The 20,152-nt window shown below is 43.1% G+C and carries 21 protein-coding genes; 13 read left to right on the top strand and 8 right to left on the bottom strand.

Annotated elements, in window-relative coordinates; translation table 11 throughout:
* Positions 1-135 precede the first annotated feature (135 nt).
* From GN111_RS09910 to GN111_RS09970, 13 genes are all read left to right on the top strand, one after another.
* On the top strand, positions 136-327 hold the full coding sequence (locus GN111_RS09910) for a ferredoxin (RefSeq protein WP_054696032.1): 192 nt from the start codon (positions 136-138) through the stop codon (positions 325-327).
* 40 nt (positions 328-367) lie between these two features.
* Positions 368-943: a rubrerythrin gene (rbr, locus tag GN111_RS09915; protein ID WP_155303610.1), complete on the top strand. Its 576-nt coding sequence runs from the start codon at positions 368-370 to the stop codon at positions 941-943.
* A gap of 43 nt (positions 944-986) precedes the next feature.
* Positions 987-1,361, top strand: a complete 375-nt coding sequence (locus GN111_RS09920; RefSeq protein WP_155303611.1) for a desulfoferrodoxin — start codon at positions 987-989, stop codon at positions 1,359-1,361.
* Between the two features lie 283 nt (positions 1,362-1,644).
* Positions 1,645-1,830 (top strand): hypothetical protein, encoded by a 186-nt coding sequence (locus tag GN111_RS09925; RefSeq protein WP_155303612.1) that lies wholly within the window; start codon positions 1,645-1,647, stop codon positions 1,828-1,830.
* A 476-nt stretch (positions 1,831-2,306) separates the two neighbouring features.
* The gene (locus tag GN111_RS09930; protein WP_170302205.1) at positions 2,307-2,585 is read left to right on the top strand and encodes a MerR family transcriptional regulator; all 279 of its coding nucleotides are present in this window, start codon (positions 2,307-2,309) and stop codon (positions 2,583-2,585) included.
* Positions 2,578-2,817 (top strand): hypothetical protein, encoded by a 240-nt coding sequence (locus tag GN111_RS09935; protein WP_155303614.1) that lies wholly within the window; start codon positions 2,578-2,580, stop codon positions 2,815-2,817. Before GN111_RS09930 ends, GN111_RS09935 begins: the two co-directional genes overlap by 8 nt.
* 233 nt (positions 2,818-3,050) lie before the next feature.
* Entirely contained in the window at positions 3,051-3,668 is a 618-nt protein-coding gene (locus tag GN111_RS09940) for a hypothetical protein (RefSeq protein ID WP_155303615.1), read from the top strand.
* A 671-nt stretch (positions 3,669-4,339) separates the two neighbouring features.
* Positions 4,340-4,744 (top strand): hypothetical protein, encoded by a 405-nt coding sequence (locus GN111_RS09945; protein WP_155303616.1) that lies wholly within the window; start codon positions 4,340-4,342, stop codon positions 4,742-4,744.
* 184 nt (positions 4,745-4,928) lie between these two features.
* Positions 4,929-5,723 carry a radical SAM family protein gene (locus GN111_RS09950; RefSeq protein ID WP_155303617.1) on the top strand — a complete coding sequence of 265 codons (795 nt, stop codon included), beginning with the start codon at positions 4,929-4,931 and terminating at the stop codon, positions 5,721-5,723.
* A 177-nt stretch (positions 5,724-5,900) separates the two neighbouring features.
* A complete protein-coding gene (locus GN111_RS09955; RefSeq protein ID WP_155303618.1) occupies positions 5,901-6,062 on the top strand; it encodes a hypothetical protein in 162 nt (53 codons plus the stop codon).
* Positions 6,059-7,063, top strand: a complete 1,005-nt coding sequence (locus GN111_RS09960) for a hypothetical protein (protein WP_155303619.1) — start codon at positions 6,059-6,061, stop codon at positions 7,061-7,063. Before GN111_RS09955 ends, GN111_RS09960 begins: the two co-directional genes overlap by 4 nt.
* 328 nt (positions 7,064-7,391) lie before the next feature.
* Complete coding sequence (locus tag GN111_RS09965; protein ID WP_155303620.1) at positions 7,392-8,891, top strand: DnaB-like helicase C-terminal domain-containing protein; 1,500 nt, start codon at positions 7,392-7,394, stop codon at positions 8,889-8,891.
* A 181-nt stretch (positions 8,892-9,072) separates the two neighbouring features.
* A complete protein-coding gene (locus GN111_RS09970; RefSeq protein ID WP_155303621.1) occupies positions 9,073-9,357 on the top strand; it encodes a hypothetical protein in 285 nt (94 codons plus the stop codon).
* Between the two features lie 32 nt (positions 9,358-9,389).
* On the opposite strand, the gene GN111_RS09975 is transcribed toward GN111_RS09970, so the two are convergent.
* The 8 genes from GN111_RS09975 to GN111_RS10015 all read right to left on the bottom strand — a co-directional run bounded on the left by GN111_RS09975 (position 9,390) and on the right by GN111_RS10015 (position 19,557).
* On the bottom strand, positions 9,390-10,448 hold the full coding sequence (locus GN111_RS09975) for a zinc-binding dehydrogenase (RefSeq protein WP_155303622.1): 1,059 nt from the start codon (positions 10,446-10,448) through the stop codon (positions 9,390-9,392).
* Between the two features lie 137 nt (positions 10,449-10,585).
* Positions 10,586-11,884 carry a TRAP transporter large permease gene (locus GN111_RS09980; RefSeq protein WP_155303623.1) on the bottom strand — a complete coding sequence of 433 codons (1,299 nt, stop codon included), beginning with the start codon at positions 11,882-11,884 and terminating at the stop codon, positions 10,586-10,588.
* A gap of 121 nt (positions 11,885-12,005) precedes the next feature.
* Positions 12,006-12,527, bottom strand: coding sequence for a TRAP transporter small permease subunit (locus GN111_RS09985; protein ID WP_155303624.1), 522 nt, complete (start codon positions 12,525-12,527; stop codon positions 12,006-12,008).
* Between the two features lie 1,221 nt (positions 12,528-13,748).
* Positions 13,749-14,531 (bottom strand): hypothetical protein, encoded by a 783-nt coding sequence (locus GN111_RS33880; protein WP_231715710.1) that lies wholly within the window; start codon positions 14,529-14,531, stop codon positions 13,749-13,751.
* Between the two features lie 362 nt (positions 14,532-14,893).
* Entirely contained in the window at positions 14,894-15,790 is an 897-nt protein-coding gene (locus GN111_RS10000) for an N-acyl homoserine lactonase family protein (protein ID WP_155303626.1), read from the bottom strand.
* A 61-nt stretch (positions 15,791-15,851) separates the two neighbouring features.
* Positions 15,852-16,946 carry a TRAP transporter substrate-binding protein gene (locus tag GN111_RS10005; protein ID WP_155303627.1) on the bottom strand — a complete coding sequence of 365 codons (1,095 nt, stop codon included), beginning with the start codon at positions 16,944-16,946 and terminating at the stop codon, positions 15,852-15,854.
* A gap of 392 nt (positions 16,947-17,338) precedes the next feature.
* A complete protein-coding gene (locus GN111_RS10010; protein WP_155303628.1) occupies positions 17,339-19,015 on the bottom strand; it encodes an acetate--CoA ligase in 1,677 nt (558 codons plus the stop codon).
* 47 nt (positions 19,016-19,062) lie between these two features.
* Positions 19,063-19,557: a TIGR00366 family protein gene (locus tag GN111_RS10015; protein WP_170302206.1), complete on the bottom strand. Its 495-nt coding sequence runs from the start codon at positions 19,555-19,557 to the stop codon at positions 19,063-19,065.
* Positions 19,558-20,152 lie beyond the last annotated feature (595 nt).

Here is a 20,152-nt window from a genome sequence, read left to right on the forward strand (position 1 = left end):
TGATCCTTGATGCCTAAATTACCTCAGAGAATTAAAAGGAGGATGCAATTACCACTTGAATATAGCAGAAATTTAGATAAAATTGTCTAAACTATTTTATCAGCACAATTCATTAATTGGAAAAAGGAGAAAAATATGAAAGCACGTGTGACCAGCCAATGTATGGGAGATCGCAATTGCAACAAGCTGTGCCCCGAGGTGTTTCAGTATGACGAAGATCAACTTCTCTCTGTGGTCCAGTTTGAAGTGATTCCGGAAAAATATGAAGATGTTGTGCGTCAGGCCGCCGATGAATGCGGTGCCGATGCCATAGAAATTGAAGAATGACACTAAATCACGATATTTTGATAAAGGCAAGGAATGATATATGGGTAAATTCCGAGACAGCCAGACCGCCCGCAATTTGATGTTTTCTTTCGCCGGTGAATCCCAGGCACGCAATCGTTACACTTACTTTGCCCGCCGGGCATTGGAAGAGGGATATGTTCAGATTGCATCGATTTTTGAGGAAACTGCGGGGCATGAATGCGAACATGCCCTGAGATTCTTTAAATTTTTTAACGGCGGAGAGATGAATGTTACAGGCAGCTTTCCATCAGGTGTGGTCAGGGGCACATACGAAAACTTGCTTGCAGCCGCCGAGGGTGAACGCTTTGAGCACAGTCAACTCTATCCTGGGTTCGCAAAAACTGCACGAGATGAAGGATTTGAGCGTGCGTCTGATACCTGGGAAGCCATCATTGTGTCAGAACGCCAGCATGAAAAACGATACCGGGACCTTGCTGAAAATTTGCAGGCCGGGCGTGTCTTTGTTCGGGAAACGAAAAAAGTATGGCGGTGCCGCAATTGCGGTTACCTTAATACGGGAGCAAACGCTCCGGAAAAATGTCCAGCCTGCGTGATGCCCCAGCGTTACTTTGAGCTTTTGGGTGAGAATTGGTAACCCAACCAACAAAAGATAATAACCAACTATAAAGGAGTAAAAAATGGCGGAAAGGTATGAGGTCTACAAGTGTGAAGTTTGCGGTAACATCGTAGAGGTCCTTTTTGGTGGAGCCGGAGAATTAGTCTGCTGTGGGCAACCCATGAACAAGCTGACCGAAAACACCGTCGATGCAGACAAAGAGAAACACGTACCAGTGATCGAAAAGATTGACGGCGGGTACAAGGTCAAGGTCGGCAGCGTTCCCCATCCCATGGAAGAAAAACATTACATTCAGTGGATTGAACTTATTGCTGACGGCAAATCCTACTTTCAGTTCCTCGAACCGGGTCAGACACCCGAAGCGATGTTCCTGATCGAAGCGGCATCAGTCTCCGTAAGGGAATACTGTAATCTGCATGGATTGTGGAAAGCCTAAGCGCATGTTTGAAACGTAAAACCCATTCCCCCGCGAACGGGTGCTGAAAAATGCTCAAATGCTTTCATTTTGACATATGTGAGCCGCTTTTGAGTGTTTTTCCACCTTGTAATCATGATCAACCATTTTCAAACTCGTGCCAAGTAAACATCGTTCGGCCTTGGCGGCGGCATGAAAATGGCCCAGGACTATGGCCGTGAGATTGCTGAAAAGATGACCTGAATAAAGTATGATGACGTTCCATTAACCACCTACGATTCGGAATCGAGAGGAGGAGGATTATATGTCCACACCCCAACATTGCCCCGGCTATGAAAGTTTCAAAAATCTAAAATCCTTTATTTGTAAATGCCCTGAATGCGGCGAAAGCAAGGAAATTTTTTCCGACGAATTCGACAAGACCCATACCTGCGCCAAATGCGGCAAACCCATCGATTTCGATCAATGCGCCTATGAAGCCGGAGCCTGATCCATTGGCTGATACCGTCTGTCTGTAATTGTTCATCTTTTTTCAACGTGCCGTCCCGTCGTAAACACAACGAGCGACGGGCTCGGCACAATAACCGTACACCTATGAGCCGAGTAAGCAGATTTTTTTCTGAGAATCCATTTTTCGGCAGCCCCCTTTGTCTTCTATTGGCTGCTGACACCTGTTATAGGAGAAATTTGTCTGGACGTTGTTAGTTGATAGACAGATCATAACGTAAAAAAGCGAAAACCTGCATAACTGCTATGAATAACCATGCTATCTGTAGTTTAAATCGTATAACATTACAATAACATACCACAGGTCTCACCTGCCCTTCCTGCGCCGTCGGTTCCCACCCTTTTACCATCCCGGTCCATCCTAAGTCGGATCTATCCAATCCAGGAATAATGTATCCTTTGTATCTATAGGAGGACATGTTTTTTTGCCCTCAAATTCAATTTACGGAGGATATTTCCATGACAATTCCAAGCAAAACCACTTTCAGTATCGGCGACACCGCCAAAATGAGCGGGGCCAGCCAGAAACAGATCCGTCACTGGGAGGCCAAGGGCTACATTCCTGAAGCCATCCGAGTCGTATCCGGTGATCGGGCCTATCGTCGGTTCACACTGGGTCAAGTTGAGGCCATCGGCAAGATAAAGGCCTATTTGGATGAAGGATACACCCTTTCGGCCGCCGCGCAAAAAGTAAACGGCACCGACATATCCAAAAAGGAGGGCCGGAACCATGCATAATCTGACCGATAAAACCTGCCCGCTGATGGGCAATACCTGTTTGCTGAAGGGATGCACGTTTTTTAATGAACGACTGGACGGCTGTGAAATCAGCATCTTGAACTACAATCTGTATCAGCTGAAAGAGCACATCAAGGCTCAACTGGCAAATGCCAAAGGAGCCGGCCAATCCACAGCGCCGGCCTACCCGAGAGCACCCGGTGGTTCGGGTTATCCGCTGCCGGTAAGGTAATGATGTAACGGGTGTGGGTTAGGGCCGGAAACGCGATCCGTCCTGAACAGGTGCCTCTCCACCTCCACCTGCACCCGTTTTTCAAGGGAGAAAATCCAAATCAAGGAGGACTTATGACAAATGAACATTCGCAAACGCACCATTGATGCTGAAATTTCCTCAGCCGCCGACGAAAAATCCGCATCCACCAACCTTCCCCGAAGAAAGGAATCCAGCCTGGGTGGTAATGGTCATTGAAACCAGAAACCCGGCTGCTGATCGAATCCTTTCGCCTCATTACCCGGAACATCCATCAAGGCGGTAAAATCTGGATGAATCAATCCATCCAAAAACGGGTAAAGTGGCTGTTTCGTGAGTACGGCATCACCCGCCAGGAAATCATCGAATACCTGAAATGGGAATTCGAGCGTCGGCACATGCATCGGCGACACGATCCGAAAAAATCCTGCTTGCAGACCTACGTGCTCACCTTTTGCTATTACGGTGTCCTGTCAATGGTCAAGAAGTGCAAAAAATACCTTGGTAGGACATCCTCGGTTACAAAGGGTCAAAAAAAGGATGGGAAAAAAATAGAGGAACGTTCGGGAGCTTCCTACGAACCCTACGAAAAGAACGGCATCGAGGAGTTGCTCGAACTCGATAGCCCGGAGGATTTGTTGATCGGAAAGGAACTGATGCAGATGGCCCTGGACCATTTCGGTCAGGACGACCTGGCAGTCTTGTTAGGTGCCAAAGATCGTGATGCTGTCGCAACGAAACTGGGCATCACATACGACACCTACCAGAAACGACTGGAACGGAAGCGCCGGCGCTTCAAGAACATCCTGCAGCAAGCCGATTACCTCGACTGATAAAGCCATCCGATTTTACGGGCTCGGCCGTGCGGGAGATACATCATCCTGTTCCAGTCGAGCCCTATGCTTTCCCAAGCTACGTCACCCTTCCTATCGGCACACTTTCGCAGCGTATAGCATCATCTTGTGAAAGCCATCCGCCAGCTTTCCGGAGTGATAGAAACCGAGTGGCCCGCACTCCTCGAAGAAGCCTCTGGCTTTATCAAAACCATTGCCCTGAAAAAGGGCAGACCTCCATGGTCTACTGAAGCTGCGGGAAACAGCTTTCCTGGCCTATGCGGCCAGACCGCACTACCGTCTTGGCCCCGTTCACTCTCACCGGTTACGGGCCAAGCCGGAAGTAAACAAGATTTTCTACAGGCACGGATTCGAGCTGAGCGGCGCTAGCTGGACGGTTTTCCATGCGATCGGTCTTACTGGACGGGATACTCGTGGAACCCGTCATGCTTGAGTGACTCACCGAACATGCCGGGCTTACTTGTCGGGTCAAGCAATTCCGGCTGCCTTATCTCAGGCGAAGCCAAGAGAACGACAACCGGCTTCCCGTCCCGGTTGTACACGATTGCTACGGTCCTGAAATACAGACCTACATTAACCGGGGCCATAAACTCATCGCAATCGGGTCCGGGGAACTTAAATTTGCAGGCCAGGCCGAACTGTGCCGGATCGTGGATGGAATTTACCAGCAAGGCGTCAAGGTTCACTTTCTCGGGTGCACTGAATTCGAAAAGATTGCTTACACCCCTGTCTATTCCGCCGACTCTACCACCTGGAACCGCACAGGGGGCGCCGGCCGCATCTTTTACTGGAACCCGAACAGAATTGGCTACAAGAAGCTGGACAAAATCGCTTTGGGCGATAAAACGCCCAAGCGGTTGGTACAATATCATATTAGGGACTATCTGTTCCGTGATCAGCTGGAAGATTACTTGTTTCAGGAGCTGAGACTGTCAATAGACGATCTAACTGGCGAAAACGCCTTGTTCAATAGGGCCTTGGCCAATATCCACTATTTCGTCCTTTTTGAGGAGTGGGTAAACCGCAAACACAAGGAGCTGGGTTTCACCTTTTAAAAAAAGCGCAGCTAAATGTGCGTTATTCTCGGGGCGGTCTCCATTGGGGGCCGCCTTTCTTTTTGCAGCATCTCCTTAATCGAGCCTCAAACTTGGAGTCTTCGCACCTCTTTATGAAGAACATATTGATAATAAGGCAAATAATAATTGTTTTAAATTTAATTTGAAAAAGGGAGAAGAAGATATGAAGAAAAACAACTACGGTGCCAGACAGTGGGCACCCAATTACGCTAATTGCTGTACGGGCTGTTCGCACAATTGTATTTATTGTTACGCCAAAGCAAGAGAAGTATATCGGTTCAAACGGTTAACAGAGGCAGATTGGCCACTTGAACAGGTTCGGATGCACGATGTTGAAAAGAAGAGAAAAAAATTGTCCGGCAGAATAATGTTTCCAACCACCCATGATATAACGCCAAATAATTTGGATGCTTGTATGGTGGTGCTCGGAAAGCTGCTTGAAGCAGGCAATGAAGTCCTCGTTGTCAGCAAACCGCATTTTGATTGCGTAAAGAGAATTTGTGATGATTTTGAACGATACCGCGATTTGTACGAGATTGATGTCGATGTTAATCGTCAGTACAGAATTATCTTCAGGTTCACTATCGGTGCTTGCGATGATCAAATATTGTCTTTCTGGGAGCCGGGTGCACCATCGTATTCGGAACGTAAGGCGTCACTAAAGCATGTATATCAACGTGGTTTCCAAACGAGCGTCAGCGCTGAACCGATGCTGGATACGGCAAACATAGACGCGCTTATCAGCGATCTCTCTCCATTCGTAACCGATAAGATATGGTTAGGGAAATTGAATCATTTAGGACCGTTAAAGAAAGGCGCAGACCCATATTTGATGCAGGAGATTCGAAGAATTGAGCGGGGACAGACGGACGCTTCAATCAAGGCGATATACCGGAGATACAGTGACAACCCAATAGTTGAATGGAAGGATAGTATCCAAAGGGTGGTCGGTATATAGATCGTCAGCTGAGACCATAGTGATTATGGGGGAATCTCAAAATCGGGATTTCCCCATTTCTATTTGAAGGCAAAGCGGAGTTACAAACTGAGACTAAGACACCAGAATTTATAGAACAAATAAATGATATGGCCATTTTATGTGCCTGTCATTTCATTTAACAAGGAGGAAGGAACCATGAGGACAAAGCAATTTTCAAAATCATTAAGTGTGGCGCTGCCATCAGAACATTTCGACCAGATTAAAAAGATAACCGATGACCTGCAGATTTCAATGGCACAATGGATTCGTGCAGCGGTTGAAATGGCCCTTCAAACCAAAGGAGAGACGCTTCAGTGAAGGTGCTCGGAGACAAAGGGATCATGTTTCGGACGTACCCAGTTGTGCCGCGAAAGCGCGTGAAATTCGATCCCGATATTCCAGTTGAATTCACTGAATTTGGGTCCGGTATTCCAACTTTTCAGTGCTTGGGTGGATACTTCACCCATCATTCCTATCGTTTACTGGATTTTTTCGTCAGCCATTGGTTTGAAATTGCCCGTCGGAATTGGACATTAAAATTCGGTGGTCAATACCCATCGAAACTATCCGGTGATAATTTGGAAAAACTTAAATTGCTCACACCCATTTTGAATATGGCCGGCAACGGATCGTTGGACCTGGAAAAAGACCTCGTCGGATTGTGTCATGCCATGAATGATTATGTGGTGATCGATTCGATTTCAGACCGAGTCATGAGGTCTCACCCATCATTGAAAAGACTATCATCCGCGGAGTTGTATAATGTGATCGACAGGACGTCCACGGCCAGATTGAAAGTCAATTATTCGGTCCGTACGATTAGAGCCAGTAAAAAAAATAGACAGTTCCTTGGATACAGCAATTGGTCGAATCTTGGTACTGATCAACAATTCAGTAAGCTTTTAGATTACCGGCTACTGGATGAGGTCAAAGGCGCCGATGGCAGAATTCTGGAGAGAGTCTACAAATTCGGTTTCATGAATCCATTGGGCCTGGCCATGATCCATAACACGATCTGCGGTGGCTCCTGGTCAATCAATCCGGTGCTATACCAGCTATCGGCGGATGCCCAGCTACTGTATCGTTACTTAATCATCACTGGATCAAGGACGAAAAATCATACCGCCGATTTTCTGGCTCATCGTCTGGCATGGCGAGAAACACAAAAATCACGAATCATTCAGCGTTTGAAAGTCTTGTTTGAAGAGGTACATGACGCTGGTCTTATTGAAAGTTACGAAGCAGTTGAAAGTCAGCAATACGGTTGTCTGTTTTCCTATAAGAGACTGAGCAAAAACACCAAAAAAGAACGATGCTAAAAAGGCAAGTTAATGGATCGGATTTAATCCAGAAAAAACCTGACTTAATCCTGATTAGATCGATCTTAAACCTATTTTTTGAATGTAAGTTTATGAAATTAAACTGAAATTAGATGTTATAATAATATATATAAATATATATAATCTAAGGTCAATTGAAATCCACCTAAAGGTGGCTTTCAACCGACCAAATAATTAGTCTAAGTATATTATCTATTATGTAATATAAGCTCATATGATAGCTAATAATATGAGCTTTTAAATTAGCAAATATTCAAACAGAAAAATAATTACGATGAATTCGTATTTGTACTGGAGGAAATGAAAGATGATTACCGAAACTTTTTTAAACGGCTGCTACGGCCTGCTTTTTGGTCCAAGCAACACCCAGTTGGAAATGTCCGATTATCGAGATTTATTGACATTTTTCGAACAGTCGAAAAAACATTTTTACGAAGGAGATTTGCCGGTTGACATGATGAACAAACAGCAACTCATCCAAAAGGCATGCGAACACATGATCAACGGTGGAACAATGGTCGAATTGATTACATCAATCTCGGTTTCAGAAAAATTTAAAGAAAATATTTCATTGATTAAGTTATACGAATCAGGTCAGTTGAATGAACCGGATCATGGGCAATGGAAAAGAACAATACAAAAGCTGATTGCTTTCTGTAAGTTGAACGCTACATACAAACAATTCGATAAATACCGCGAAATCGTGAGGGACGGAACGTTTGATACAATTGATGAGGTGATTAACGAATTTGTCGATATCGTAAAGACTGCTTCTTCGACAGTTGCAGATTATGAATTGAAGACGCGGTCCGATCTGGTGAGTTCATTTAATACCAGATCCGATGGTGTTGATTCAATCATCTGCGAAATTAGAAAGAAATACTCAAAGACCAATGTGGTTCCCAGCGGAATACCGGAATTGGATACCGAATTTCTGAATGGCGGTTTTCAGCCCTCACGGGTTCATCTGTTTGGTGGCACATCCGGTAGTGGCAAATCGGTCTTACTTATGAATTTTGCTAAACGCGCGGCAATGATGACGCCCCCTTCGCCATTTGTCATAGGCTCCGAATCTTTTGGTATGGACGATACACCGGAAAGAGTCTTTCTCTACGTCACTATGGAAAACTACGTATACGAAACGTGGGTCCGTCTATATTGTTCGCTATTCAATAAAACCAAAGAGGAAATGCTTCATGGACTATCAAGTGGTGATCTAACGCCAGAAAGCATAAGGGCAGAGATCAATGAATTGATGGCGCCATACAACTCGTCAATACAAATCGAGTATTTCCCGGCACATTCAATATCACCAGCTACCATATCGTCTTTGGTCGGTAAGTTGAATGAAAATCCTGATCAGAAAACAGTAAAGTCAGTCTACATTGATTATTTAGATTTGATGGTACCCGATGAACGGAAAGAATTTTACCGCCTTGAGCTGGGAGAGATAATGTCTGGCTTGAAATCGATAGCAGCTAATTTCGAGATACCCATCATCACAGCCACCCAGTTGAACCGTGAAGCCTATCGCAAGGGAAAAGGTGCAGAGATAGGGTCAGATATGATATCCGAATCGATCCAAAAGCTCTTTATCGCGGATTTTAGTGCTATGATGTATTGGGATAACCCTACGGATAAAACTGGTTCTCAGGACGTTTATATGCCGCAGAAAGTCATCTTAAAAGTTGATAAGAATCGAGATGGAAAAACTGGTAAAACGCATATTTATATGAACTATCCGCAGTCACGGTTTTTGACTCAGCAAGAGCATGTAGATGAATATCAGGTGTTGTTAAAGATATAAATCTTAAGATGAGTGAATGCTTTGGCCGTTACATGAGAAGTGCTCGTATGCAAGAAAAATAACCGGTGACTGGATCTCGTTCTTGGGATTTAGACCGCGCTTTTGATTGTTCCAAATTTTCGCACTGAAAAGAAAATTCAAATATACGCAGTAAACTGCGTTTTTTAGGAGGATTTCACATATGCACAACACCTTCACATTAACAAGCAAGACCTACATCGATCTGGAGCAGCCAGACATTTATCAGCGATTCATACGGGAATATTTGGAGCTGCTTCGGTCAAAGCTCCAAAGATCCAAGGTCATGGATCAAAATGGCGATTTGCGTAAAATCCGATATTCATGCGGCCAAGCTCATGACCCTCGGAACCCGAACTGGAAACCATTTAAGTATCTGGAGCAAATTTGCCGTAAACGGGGATACGATGACATGGAGGCGCGAGAGGTGATTGAAGAACAGGATTAACGGTAATCGGTTCCGCACCACCTCAGCTCAGCTTAGTCCTGCACTGCCACAATCCTTATAGGATAACCTTTTTTTTGATGAAGATCCTGCAGGCCTACACTTATGTCTTCCAACTTAATGTGCGACGTAACAGTCTTGCTCAAGTCAAGCCTCCCTGCTGATGCTAACTTGAGAACTTTTTCTATTTCAAGGTTTTCAAAAGCATAACATCCAAGAACCTCCCACTCACGCCTTACAAATATTCCCGTATTAGGCATGGCTACTGGCGCCGCTCCCAATCCACCCATTAAAGCACGGCCACCCGGTCTCAAACAATTTACTGCCTGCAACTGCGATTCCGGCACTCCAACAACCTCTAAAGAGATATCCACGCCATCTCCGGTGATCCGCTTTATTTCTGCTACTGCATCTATTTTTCTTGAGTTTATCACCTCATCTGCTCCGAAAAGTTTTTTTGCTCTCTCACAAATATAATCGTCCACATCTACCCCGATGATCATACCCGCCCCATACATCCGTGCAATTTCAACGGCATGAATCCCCAGACCTCCCAACCCGAAAACCGCAACTGTATCCCCAGGTTTCATACCAGACCGTTTACTGATCATGTGAAAAGGTGTCGCTACGGCATCTGTTGCGGCAGCTCCTTGATCAAAAGGGATATTATCTGGCAGCCTAATCAGTGCGCTGGAGGCAGTCTTTACATATTCTGCATAAGCGCCATCATCCGTCACTCCTATCATACTCCTGTTCGGGCATATCGACGGTCTTCCCGTTAGGCACTGATAGCATTTCCCGCAAGGCGTAGCAAAATTAGCGCATACCCGGTCCCCCACTTTGTAGTCTTTTACCTCGGACCCTACCTCACAAATTATTCCTGCCGTCTCATGCCCTAAAATGGTTGGGAATTTTGGCAAAATTGATGATCCATCAATGAAATGTATGTCTGAACCACAAAGCCCCGTTGCCTTGATGTCTATCAAGACATCCCGCGGTCCGATCTCTGGGATGGGTACAGTCTCTAGTTTCAAACCATCTACAATCTTCTGTGTGGTCTTGTGCAAACGTAATGCTTTCATTGCGCCTTTCATATCCTAATTCTCCTTGCTCAAATTTGTTTATTCTCTCAACTTTAAGTGCATTTTTCCGTTGATGCCTCTGCGTTATTCATTAATTCTTTTATTTTATCAAATAGTTTTGTTTGAGAATGCCCTATTGAAGTGTTGTTTTATTTCATTACTGAAGGCAGCCATAGAGATACCCAAGGGAAAAGAATAACAAGAACTAGTACAGCCAAATCGGCAAATACGAATTTCAAAGCACCTTTTGCAATCACAGTGAACTCCACATCCGGCATTACACCCTTCATAACGAAAAGGTTAACTGCAAAGGGAGGAGTAATAACTGCCATCGCAAGGTTTATCATAAAGGCAACCCCAAAAACGACAGGATCAAAATCTAGTGCTTTGATGACGGGAAGAAAGACTGGCGTAAGGATAATTATCAGTGCACATCCTTCTATAACGAACCCTCCCACGAAAATAACCATCTGGATGGCGACCATGATTAGTAAAGGATGAATCGGCAAACCAACTATTAATGCTCCAAGCTTTTGTGGAATCAGTTCAACCGCAAATAGTTTACTCAAAAGCGATCCACCGATGATTAACAACATAATCATACAACTGAAACTTGTCGTAGTGGCTAGTGCATCCATAAAATCAGAAAGATTTATCCTTTTAGTTATAAAAGCAACAATAATGCTAGTCGAGACTCCTAGCGCAGCTGCTTCAGTCGGTGTAGCAATGCCCCCATAGATTGAGCCTAAGACCACAATTACTATTATAACAGGCACAATAAGCCCTTTAGACAACTGATATTTTTCGGTCCAACTGCTTGATTCTGAGGTAGGGGCAAGATCCGAGTTCATTCGGACGAGAACAATAACTTCAAGGATCATTAGAGCACTTAAAAGTATTCCCGGTACAATGGCGGCGCTAAACAGTTTGCCTATCGATTCTTCAGCACAAACCGCATAAACAATCATATAAACACTTGGTGGGATAACTGGCCCCAACGCGCCGGCAGCAGACACAACCCCGCAAGAGAGGCCTTTATCATACCCGAGTTTGATCATTGAGGGTGCCGCTACCGTACCAATCGAGGCTGTAGTTGCCGTACTCGAACCACACATGGCTCCGAAAATGCCGCAAGCTCCAACACTGGCTGCAGCCATAGATCCGGGAACCCTTCCCAGCCACTTATGCACGGCCATAAATAAATCTTCACCGATTCCACTCTTGAGGAATATCAGACCCATCAATACGAATAGCGGGACGGTTGCTAGTGACTGGTTTGCAGCCATTGAGTACATGTTTTCGTCTAATATCGATAGGGCTACGTCTACACCTACGCTCATGCATAGACCTCCGAAGCCTATTGCGAGCAATATAAACGCAACAGGTAGTCCCGTACACATCAATAATATCATTAAAAAAACAAAGACTAATGCCGTAACAGCCCACATATTACGCCTCCTATCAAAGCATTCAGATTATTTAATAGAAATAATTTATGAATACTTAAATATTCATTCTTATAATATTATTATATATTCATAAAATCATCTTTATTAATATATGCTGCAACTAAAACATCTTAGGACCAGATACCGACTTGTAACCGAAAAGTTGGCTACCATAACTGATTAGCTTAACAACAAGAACAAAGCATAGTCCCAGACAGCCAATGAACATTGTGATATCGACGGGTACCTGGGGTATTCCTACCGGGCCGGATGATACCCTGCCTACTTGCAATGAGTCTATAATACGTATCCAAGATTGACGTGTTATTAAGATAGAAAGTCCAAGCATAATAAGGCGATTAATTATATTAAGAATGAGTTGTGTTTTTTTACTGAAGCGAACAATAAACATATCGACAGTAACATGGTCTTCACGTAATTCAGTATAAGCTATGGCTAAATATGTAAACCCCACCATAAGATATGTAGAGATGTCATAGGTCCACAAAAAGGCATTGTTAAAAAAATATCGGAGTATCGTATCAACCGTTATAATTATCATCAACCCAGCAATGGCAAACATTCCAATCCGCCCCAATACAGTTACCGAATAAATAATAATTTTATTGAATTTTTGTATCATTTTAGGGTGCCTTCCTAAACTTGAGTTGCCAAGAAAAAGAGTAAAGAATGAGTCTCCTAAATTTTCAATTTCAGACTATCTTTGTATGATTAAATATCGAACGGTAATGAGCGTGTTTAACAAATTACAGTGGTTAAAGCAAAGCTCTATTTTACTGCCTGTTGAAAATCATTTTTTTCTACCCCAAAATATTCCTAAACATGGCCGTAAAAAAATTTCTACCACTAAATCTAATTTTTCGGTAGTTTGTCCTCTGTTTCAACAACCTGTCAGGAAATAAATTTTGATCCAAATGGTATTGTGAAGCAGCTTAAAAATATCGGCGAAGGATGATAGTGCATAATCGTTATAACATGACGAAGAAATTATCAGCATGAAATTATCAACAGTCAATGAGCCTTTTTAAGCTATATGATACCAAGCAAATAGACACTCTATCTTCCATCTGCGACCGTAGTGCCCCAATACACCCCCGTTCTAAGTTCTATACTTCTTGAGGTTGTCTATGCGGTGAATTCATTTCAATTCCATAACACTTGCGAAATTTTCATTAAATAGAAAGCTATCATGAAATTTCACTATATAGCTGAGCCGTACCTTGTACCTGCACCTGAAATAATGCGAAGTTTGATTTAACGACCGTGACAAAGATATCTACTTGTTATTGGAAAAAATGTTCAGAAGCGACAACTTATTTATTTAAGACTTTTATGGTTTTATTTTTTGATGGTTTATGTATACTGTCGCTTTAGAAGCAAAATGGTTGCCAATTACGCAAATTATCAAGTCCAAATATTAAAGCCGCTACAGCTATTTTAATGCTATATAGGGCAATTCAACCTTGCCTCCATGGGACAGGGAAATGTAATCCCCTTATAATGGTAACAAAAGCGGGCCTCCATAGAATCCATTCTACTAAAAGTTGAAATACAATGGCATTTCTCATTATTTTTAATGCCCCGAAAGTAAATAAAATCATATCTTAGAACGATCCGATGATGTCCATGCAACGTTGTGTTTACAAGCCTATCATACTTACGGTAAATTTTTCCAATCTCATAGTTTTTTCTCCGGCAACGTTCAGAACAGAACTTCATATTTTTCGTAACAGTAGGATCTCACCGGCCCCGTCACCTGAGATGCAGAATTTTGATTGGAACGTATCTCAAAAGGAGTAGTATTGCATCAACGACAAATTGTCCCGTAACTAATACAAATTAATTACAATACGAAGCGACTCTTTAATAATACGAAATAATTAAAATTAAATACATTCATAACATCTTGAATATGCAGTACAATCAGTATGGAGTTCACAAAAGAACAATGGGAATGGTTATAGCCCATTATCAAAGCTTCAACGCCAGTAAAAGATACCAGAGGGCGACCGGCAAGAGATCCACGCGATGTTCTCAATGGTATACTGTGGATAATGCGAACCGATGCATCATGAAACGAATTACCCCAGAGGTATCTGCCGTAACCGACATGCCATCGACGTTTCCAGCAATGGCTTCGCAGACGCATTGCCATTGAGCTGGTCGAAGACCTTAATGAACACGATAAGATCGATATCCGTGAAGTGTTCATTGAAGGTGGCTTCGTTCCGGCAAGAAAAAGGGTCTTACTGTAGGCAAGACAAAGCGTGAAAAAATCACCCAAATCAAGGCAATCAGAGACTCTGCAGGTGTTCCTGTCGCCGCCCATGTGGAAAGCGCTTGGCCACACGAGGGAAAGCTTGTCGATGATACGATTGACAGAAGTTTTATCGAATATGCGCCGGACAAGCTGGTTGGAGACAAGGCTTACAACAGCAATAAACAGGACGACAGGTTCCTTGACGAGCGCGTTGTTGAAATGATTGCCCAACATAGTAAAGGCCAGAAAAAACAGAAAATTTAGGACGGCAGGAAACTCAGACGCTATCGACGTAGATTGAAGGTAGAGCGTCCTTTTGCCTGGCTTAATAACTTCAGGAGGTTGATTGTCTACTACGAATACCATGTAGAGAATTTCCTGGGTATGGTTCAGCTAGCTTGTGTCAAAACACTACTTCGGTATTTTTGAAAAAGGTTCTAATTTGATTGTTTTTCCGGTAACTTCTTCTTCCTTTTAACTAAAACGGGCATGTCCACTCTTTCTAATAATAGCCTAACGTATTGATTTTAGGAGTTTGTTTCCGGTTTTTGTTCTCAAAAGGTGTAACCCTTGCGGGTTGTGAATCTCCCCGCATCTTCGGCGTTAGCCGCCAAGGCGCATGGCCGACTATAACGCCACGACGGCTGCCTTGCATCTGAGGAAAGTTAGACAATCGCCTACTTTCGGATTTAGAAACAATTAGACAATAGCGTTGTGGGTTGGATTTTTTAAATAATAAACTTTTGTGGCGCCAATGGTTTCCCTTTCCAAAAATCAGGGTCATGGGGAGGCACCAGATGCGCACCCATAATGCTCATAGTTCGGAAATGATAGATATTTACCATTGAGGCAGGAATATCATAGGCCAATCCTGGTGGAATTGAGGCAGTCAAATTTTCCAAAGTATAGCAGGCATCTTGCGCCAGGATAAGACTTTGTCCATCACTGGTTCGAACAAATATCGACTGATGTCCTACTGTATGACCAGGAGTAGGAAAAAGCACTACGGTGGAATCGCCAAAAATATCCAACAACCCGTTTTTCGGTTGAATATTTACCGTATTAATCATTTTGAAATCTTCAGGAATGTAGGCCGTCTTTTTTCCTGTTGCGATTTGTTTTTTAATCTCGGAAAGTTCGTCTTCTTGTATGTATACTGGCACTCCGGTTCCCGATAAATCTTCTAGAGCTCCGCAGTGGTCTAAATGACCATGGCTCATGATTACGGCCTTGAGATCTGCAGGTTTTAGTCCAAGTTTTTTTATTTGGACCTTAAATGCTTCATGTGGTTTCATTACAGGGGTATAAGCGTCACAGATCGCTTTTCCCCAGTATTTTTCCGGGTCAATGGCGACAGCAGCGTTGTTGCCTGTGTCGAAGGCAATCCATGAAGAGCCATGGCGGATGAGGAAAAAGGGAACGGGGACGTCAAACGGTACTCCAATCCGTGTATTTTTGAGCAGGTACTGGGTTTTTGTTTTTAGCACACCGCAGTGAAATGCATATACGTCCACATCTGGAGCACTATCGAGTGCATGAGCTTTAAAGGTTAACATCTGCGAGAGACCAATTGCTCCCAGTGCATATCCACCAGTCTTAAAGAAATCCCTCCGATTTAAATTCATATCGTACCCCTTTCTTTAGATCAAACGGTTATATGAATCTACAAAAAGGTTTAACGTGACTCTATTTTTCAGGATAATACTTGTAGATCACTTTAAGGAGTTTTTTGACCAACCCGTTTTCTGCGTCACCATATTTTGCCACCCAGTTTTGGCGAACCGATTCCGTGGCAGCCTGTAGCCTTGCTCTCTCTTGAGGTGTAATCTCGATGAGCTCTACTCCGGCTTTTTTTAGTACTGCTGGAGTAGTTTCATTCCAATATTTGCTCTGTGCTTTCGCATAATGGTTGCGCATATCTTTGCCGGCTTGCATCATGATGTCCTGGATGTTCTGTGGTAACTCATTCCATGTTTTTAGATTAGCCCATATATGGATTCCGGGGCCTCCTAAGTTTACTCTAGAGGCATACCTAACTACTTCATATGAACGATGGGAAATTTGTGAAGCTTCAGCTAGTGACACACCATCTATAATTCCTGATTGCAAAGACGTATACATATCCACAACCGAAATTGCTACTGGTATAGCATCCAAAGCAACCAATGTTTGATTAAGAACGCCACCAGGAGTCCGCACTTTACAACCCTTTATGTCCTCCAGCTTTCTTATCGGCCCCCATTTTTTGGTTGTCCAGATTCCATAAGGTTCCAACAAAGACCCGGCGATGTAATGAACACCTTTTTTGTGGTAGTACGCCTGCAACCCAGCAGATAGCATCTCGTCATGCATCTTAAAATATGTATTGTGATCCTTTCCAACTACATCTATAAGATAAGGTAGTTCTTCTATCGTTGCCAGAGGCAAGGTATCTTTCTCGTATGACGTTGCACCAGGAGAAAAACTTACAATGCCATCCCTCGTAGACTCGTAGTGATTAGCGCCCTTAATTAAAACCTGCCCAGGAAATAGATCGAACTTGACATCGCCTTTTGAAAGCTCTTCTACTCGATTAGTCCACCAAAAATAGAAATTTTCGTTATGCCAGGAACCAGGAGATTCCCAACTGGGATAACGGAAATTATACTTTGCTTCGGCTCTTGCTTCAGAAAAGTTTATTGCCAATAACATCACAAACATTATACCCACCGCCAGTGCGATTGTTCCGTCAAACTCAAAATTATTTCTTCGGGTTTTCTTGATCTTTACCTTATCGACCATGATGCATCCTCCATTTTAAATTATTAATATTTGTTGAAACGGCAACATTTATACTTTTGCATCTCACTCCTCTCTTTTAAGGTGTTAAGTCTAGCTTTCCGAAATTTTCCAAAGAAGAGAGAATTTTCATTTATTAGGAATTTTGGAAAAAAAACCTCGATTCATACCATCGTGGAATTCTTTCATATTAACATATAGAGATCTGTCGACCGCGGATAGTCTCCTCATGAGTTGATGAAATATGCTAAATGAAACTAAAACGTAGGCACTCTCCTTAAATAAATCTCCTCGATTTAGTTTCATCCTCATAATCCTTTCTAACACTTATTAGGATTATTCATGCTAATCTCAAAATTTTGATGTCTTTTAACGATGCGTACGAAACAACTAGTTTACGGTCCTTCGCGTTCTCGTAAATCGCGTCTTTTCACCTTGCCGGTGGTTGTTTTTGGTAATTCAGACAGAAAATCAACCTCTCTTGGATATTCGTGCTTGGCAAGCCGCTGCTTTACGAAAGTCTTTAGTTCAGCCTTGAGTGCATCACAGCCCCGGAATCCTTCTCGCAAGACTATGAAGGCCTTAGGAATCTCACCACGCACTTCGTTCGGGATTCCGATAACAGCAGCCTCCAGAACAGCTTCGTGTTTCGTGAGGATGTCCTCAATTTCAGACGGTCCAATTCGATAACCTGAAGAGATGATTATGTCGTCTTTTCGGCTTACAAATACGAAGTATCCGTCTGCATCCTTGACCCCCAGGTCCCCGGTCAGCATCCAGTTCCCTTTAAATTTCTCTTTTGTGGCCTGAGGATTTTTCCAATATTCTTTCATTACAACGGGATTCCCATCTAAGGAAGCGACGGCGATTTCACCCTGATTTCCAGGAGGCAGTACACTGCCGTTCTTATCCAAGATCTCGACTTTAAGCCCAGGCACCGCTTTTCCAATATTAAACTTGTATTCAAAGTACCGCTGGCAATTGACCGTCAGCAAAGTAGCCTCTGATTGACCGTACATTTCATGCACCACTGTTTTAGAACCAAAAGTTTTTGAAACCCACTTCGGCAAGGCTTCCCCGAAGGATTCCGCCCCACTTGCCAGCACGCGTAAGGATTTTAGGGCATATTTTTGCTCTGGATTTTCAACTTGCCGCATCATTCTAAGAGCCGTTGGTGGAATGTATAGAATGCTCAAACCATAGTCTTGAATCAGTTGAAACGCTTTTTCGGCCTCGAACTTTCCGCCGCTCATATAGGTCAAAAGAGGCTTCCCATAAAACAGGGCAGGGAAGGCCAAGTCGAATAGGGGACCAGTCCATGCGAAATCGGCGGGATTCCAGAATACATCCCCAGGTCTAATTTCCCCGTTGCATAAGGCTGCAAAATGGCCCGGGCCTCTAAAGATATAAGCATGCTTTTGAATCACACCCTTTGGATCTCCCGTTGTACCGCCCGTATAAATCAAGACCAAATTGTCATCGGCATTGAGCACCGCCATCTGAAATTGCTTGGGCATGCCTTCAATTGCCTGGTCAAAGGTTACTTCATCGTCTTGCATTTCAGCATCCCCTACCACAATTATCTGTTTCAGGCTCGATATATGTGTTTTGATACTTCTCAAGGTGTCTATGGTACCCACCTCGACAATAGCGACTTTGGCAGCACTGTGTTTTAAGCGATACTCCAATCCGTCCGGTCCGAAAAGGACTGTCAGTGGCACTGAAACAGCGCCAGTTTTCCAGATCGCAATGTTTGCAAACAATGTTTCAGGTCTCTGGGACATGCAGATGGCCACTCGATCACCTGGTTTGACCCCGTTGTGACTGAGATAATTGGCCAGCTGGTTAGTAATATTTCTCATCTGCCAGAAGGTGAATTTTTCCTTGTTTCCCAAGAAATCTTCATGAAATATTGCCACCTTGCTTTTGTCATCAGCATGGGCATCACACACATAAAAGGCCGCATTCATTTCAACGGGGATTTCCCACTTGAAATTCTCACAAAGCGAATCCCAACTGTCGTACTTATTATCGTAGTGATAGTAACATCCATGCTTATCAATCTTTTTCACGATATCTTCTTTCTTTTCTATAGGTTAATTCGCCATATATTGTATTATTAAGCGGATTTCTGCATTGTATAAAATCTTTTTGGTCGACGCATAACTTTTTTAAGGACAAACAGATCTAAGATGCAGCAGGGGATAAATGCCCAAAAAGCAAGGGTTACCTTGGAATAAATAGCCGAAAACGCTCTATCAATAATTTTCGTTAGACTGGCTTTTTCCATAAGTCCCATTAATTGGGAATACAGAAGGCATGAGAAACATCCGAACTCGATTTTTTGTATGTTTGCAACCCGTTGAAGCAGGTGAGTTGCCGGGCGAGTGTGGACCAGAGCGATAGATACAATCAGCGTGAAAGACATTATGCCGGTAAATGCTATAAGCGATTTAAATCCGTCACCCTTTGCATCGACTGCATTCAGTGAAGAAGCGTCGGTCAAACCGATTGACATGAGAAAGGCTCCAAGCGTGGGTTCAATAGATAGAATCATTTGGTCAGAGTAAAAACATTCAACAAGGTGAATAAAGCGCTTTGAAAATCGATTCAACAACTTCTACTCCTTTAATAACGCTTTGGTCTAAAAGCCGCCTATGAAATTCGACCAAATTCCCCTTTCGACACTCCCGAATAGCGTTAAAATTATGAATTATGCAAGGAATATGGAATTTATTCAGGTTATGACAGCAATTCTTGTGCCTAATCGTTGATTCTCAACATTACTTATTTAAATGATTATTCTTTTTTATTTTACAAGTGGAATTTCGGTAAATCGTACGGTGCAATATCGCACCAATTTAATCTTCCAACCCAATGTCTGTTGGCAAGTAATTTTACTAAATAAATCGCTAAAACAGTTAGTTGAACTGTGGTGTGGTCTTTGGCGACTCGAGATTATAGCAAGAAGCAATATCGCTAAATGGTTTTAAAGAATTTATAATATGTAGATATAATAAATAATTTACATAAATAATTGGAAAATATGTTATATCTTAGATACGATTACGGTGCAAATTTGCGCCAACCTGTAAGGATGACTCTATGCGTCCAACAAAGATAAGCGTAGTCATTTATTCAGGTTGCAATTGGTTCAATCAAAATTGGCATAATTCTTGTTAGAGCTTAGAATGTGCAAGGCACTTCTG

It is taken from the genome of Desulfosarcina widdelii (assembly GCF_009688965.1).
Lineage (GTDB): Bacteria > Desulfobacterota > Desulfobacteria > Desulfobacterales > Desulfosarcinaceae > Desulfosarcina > Desulfosarcina widdelii.

Bases quoted from the DNA above. Each gene is read 5' to 3' on its own strand.
- GN111_RS10005 (WP_155303627.1), bottom strand. From the start codon at position 16,946: ATGGTCGATAAGGTAAAGATCAAGAAAACCCGAAGAAATAATTTTGAG.
- GN111_RS09930 (WP_170302205.1), top strand. From the start codon at position 2,307: ATGACAATTCCAAGCAAAACCACTTTCAGTATCGGCGACACCGCCAAA.
- GN111_RS09925 (WP_155303612.1), top strand. From the start codon at position 1,645: ATGTCCACACCCCAACATTGCCCCGGCTATGAAAGTTTCAAAAATCTA.
- rbr (WP_155303610.1), top strand. From the start codon at position 368: ATGGGTAAATTCCGAGACAGCCAGACCGCCCGCAATTTGATGTTTTCT.
- GN111_RS09975 (WP_155303622.1), bottom strand. From the start codon at position 10,448: ATGAAAGGCGCAATGAAAGCATTACGTTTGCACAAGACCACACAGAAG.
- GN111_RS09980 (WP_155303623.1), bottom strand. From the start codon at position 11,884: ATGTGGGCTGTTACGGCATTAGTCTTTGTTTTTTTAATGATATTATTG.
- GN111_RS10000 (WP_155303626.1), bottom strand. From the start codon at position 15,790: ATGAATTTAAATCGGAGGGATTTCTTTAAGACTGGTGGATATGCACTG.
- GN111_RS09920 (WP_155303611.1), top strand. From the start codon at position 987: ATGGCGGAAAGGTATGAGGTCTACAAGTGTGAAGTTTGCGGTAACATC.
- GN111_RS09985 (WP_155303624.1), bottom strand. From the start codon at position 12,527: ATGATACAAAAATTCAATAAAATTATTATTTATTCGGTAACTGTATTG.
- GN111_RS09970 (WP_155303621.1), top strand. From the start codon at position 9,073: ATGCACAACACCTTCACATTAACAAGCAAGACCTACATCGATCTGGAG.
- GN111_RS09955 (WP_155303618.1), top strand. From the start codon at position 5,901: ATGAGGACAAAGCAATTTTCAAAATCATTAAGTGTGGCGCTGCCATCA.
- GN111_RS09950 (WP_155303617.1), top strand. From the start codon at position 4,929: ATGAAGAAAAACAACTACGGTGCCAGACAGTGGGCACCCAATTACGCT.
- GN111_RS09965 (WP_155303620.1), top strand. From the start codon at position 7,392: ATGATTACCGAAACTTTTTTAAACGGCTGCTACGGCCTGCTTTTTGGT.
- GN111_RS09935 (WP_155303614.1), top strand. From the start codon at position 2,578: ATGCATAATCTGACCGATAAAACCTGCCCGCTGATGGGCAATACCTGT.
- GN111_RS33880 (WP_231715710.1), bottom strand. From the start codon at position 14,531: ATGGTATTCGTAGTAGACAATCAACCTCCTGAAGTTATTAAGCCAGGC.
- GN111_RS09910 (WP_054696032.1), top strand. From the start codon at position 136: ATGAAAGCACGTGTGACCAGCCAATGTATGGGAGATCGCAATTGCAAC.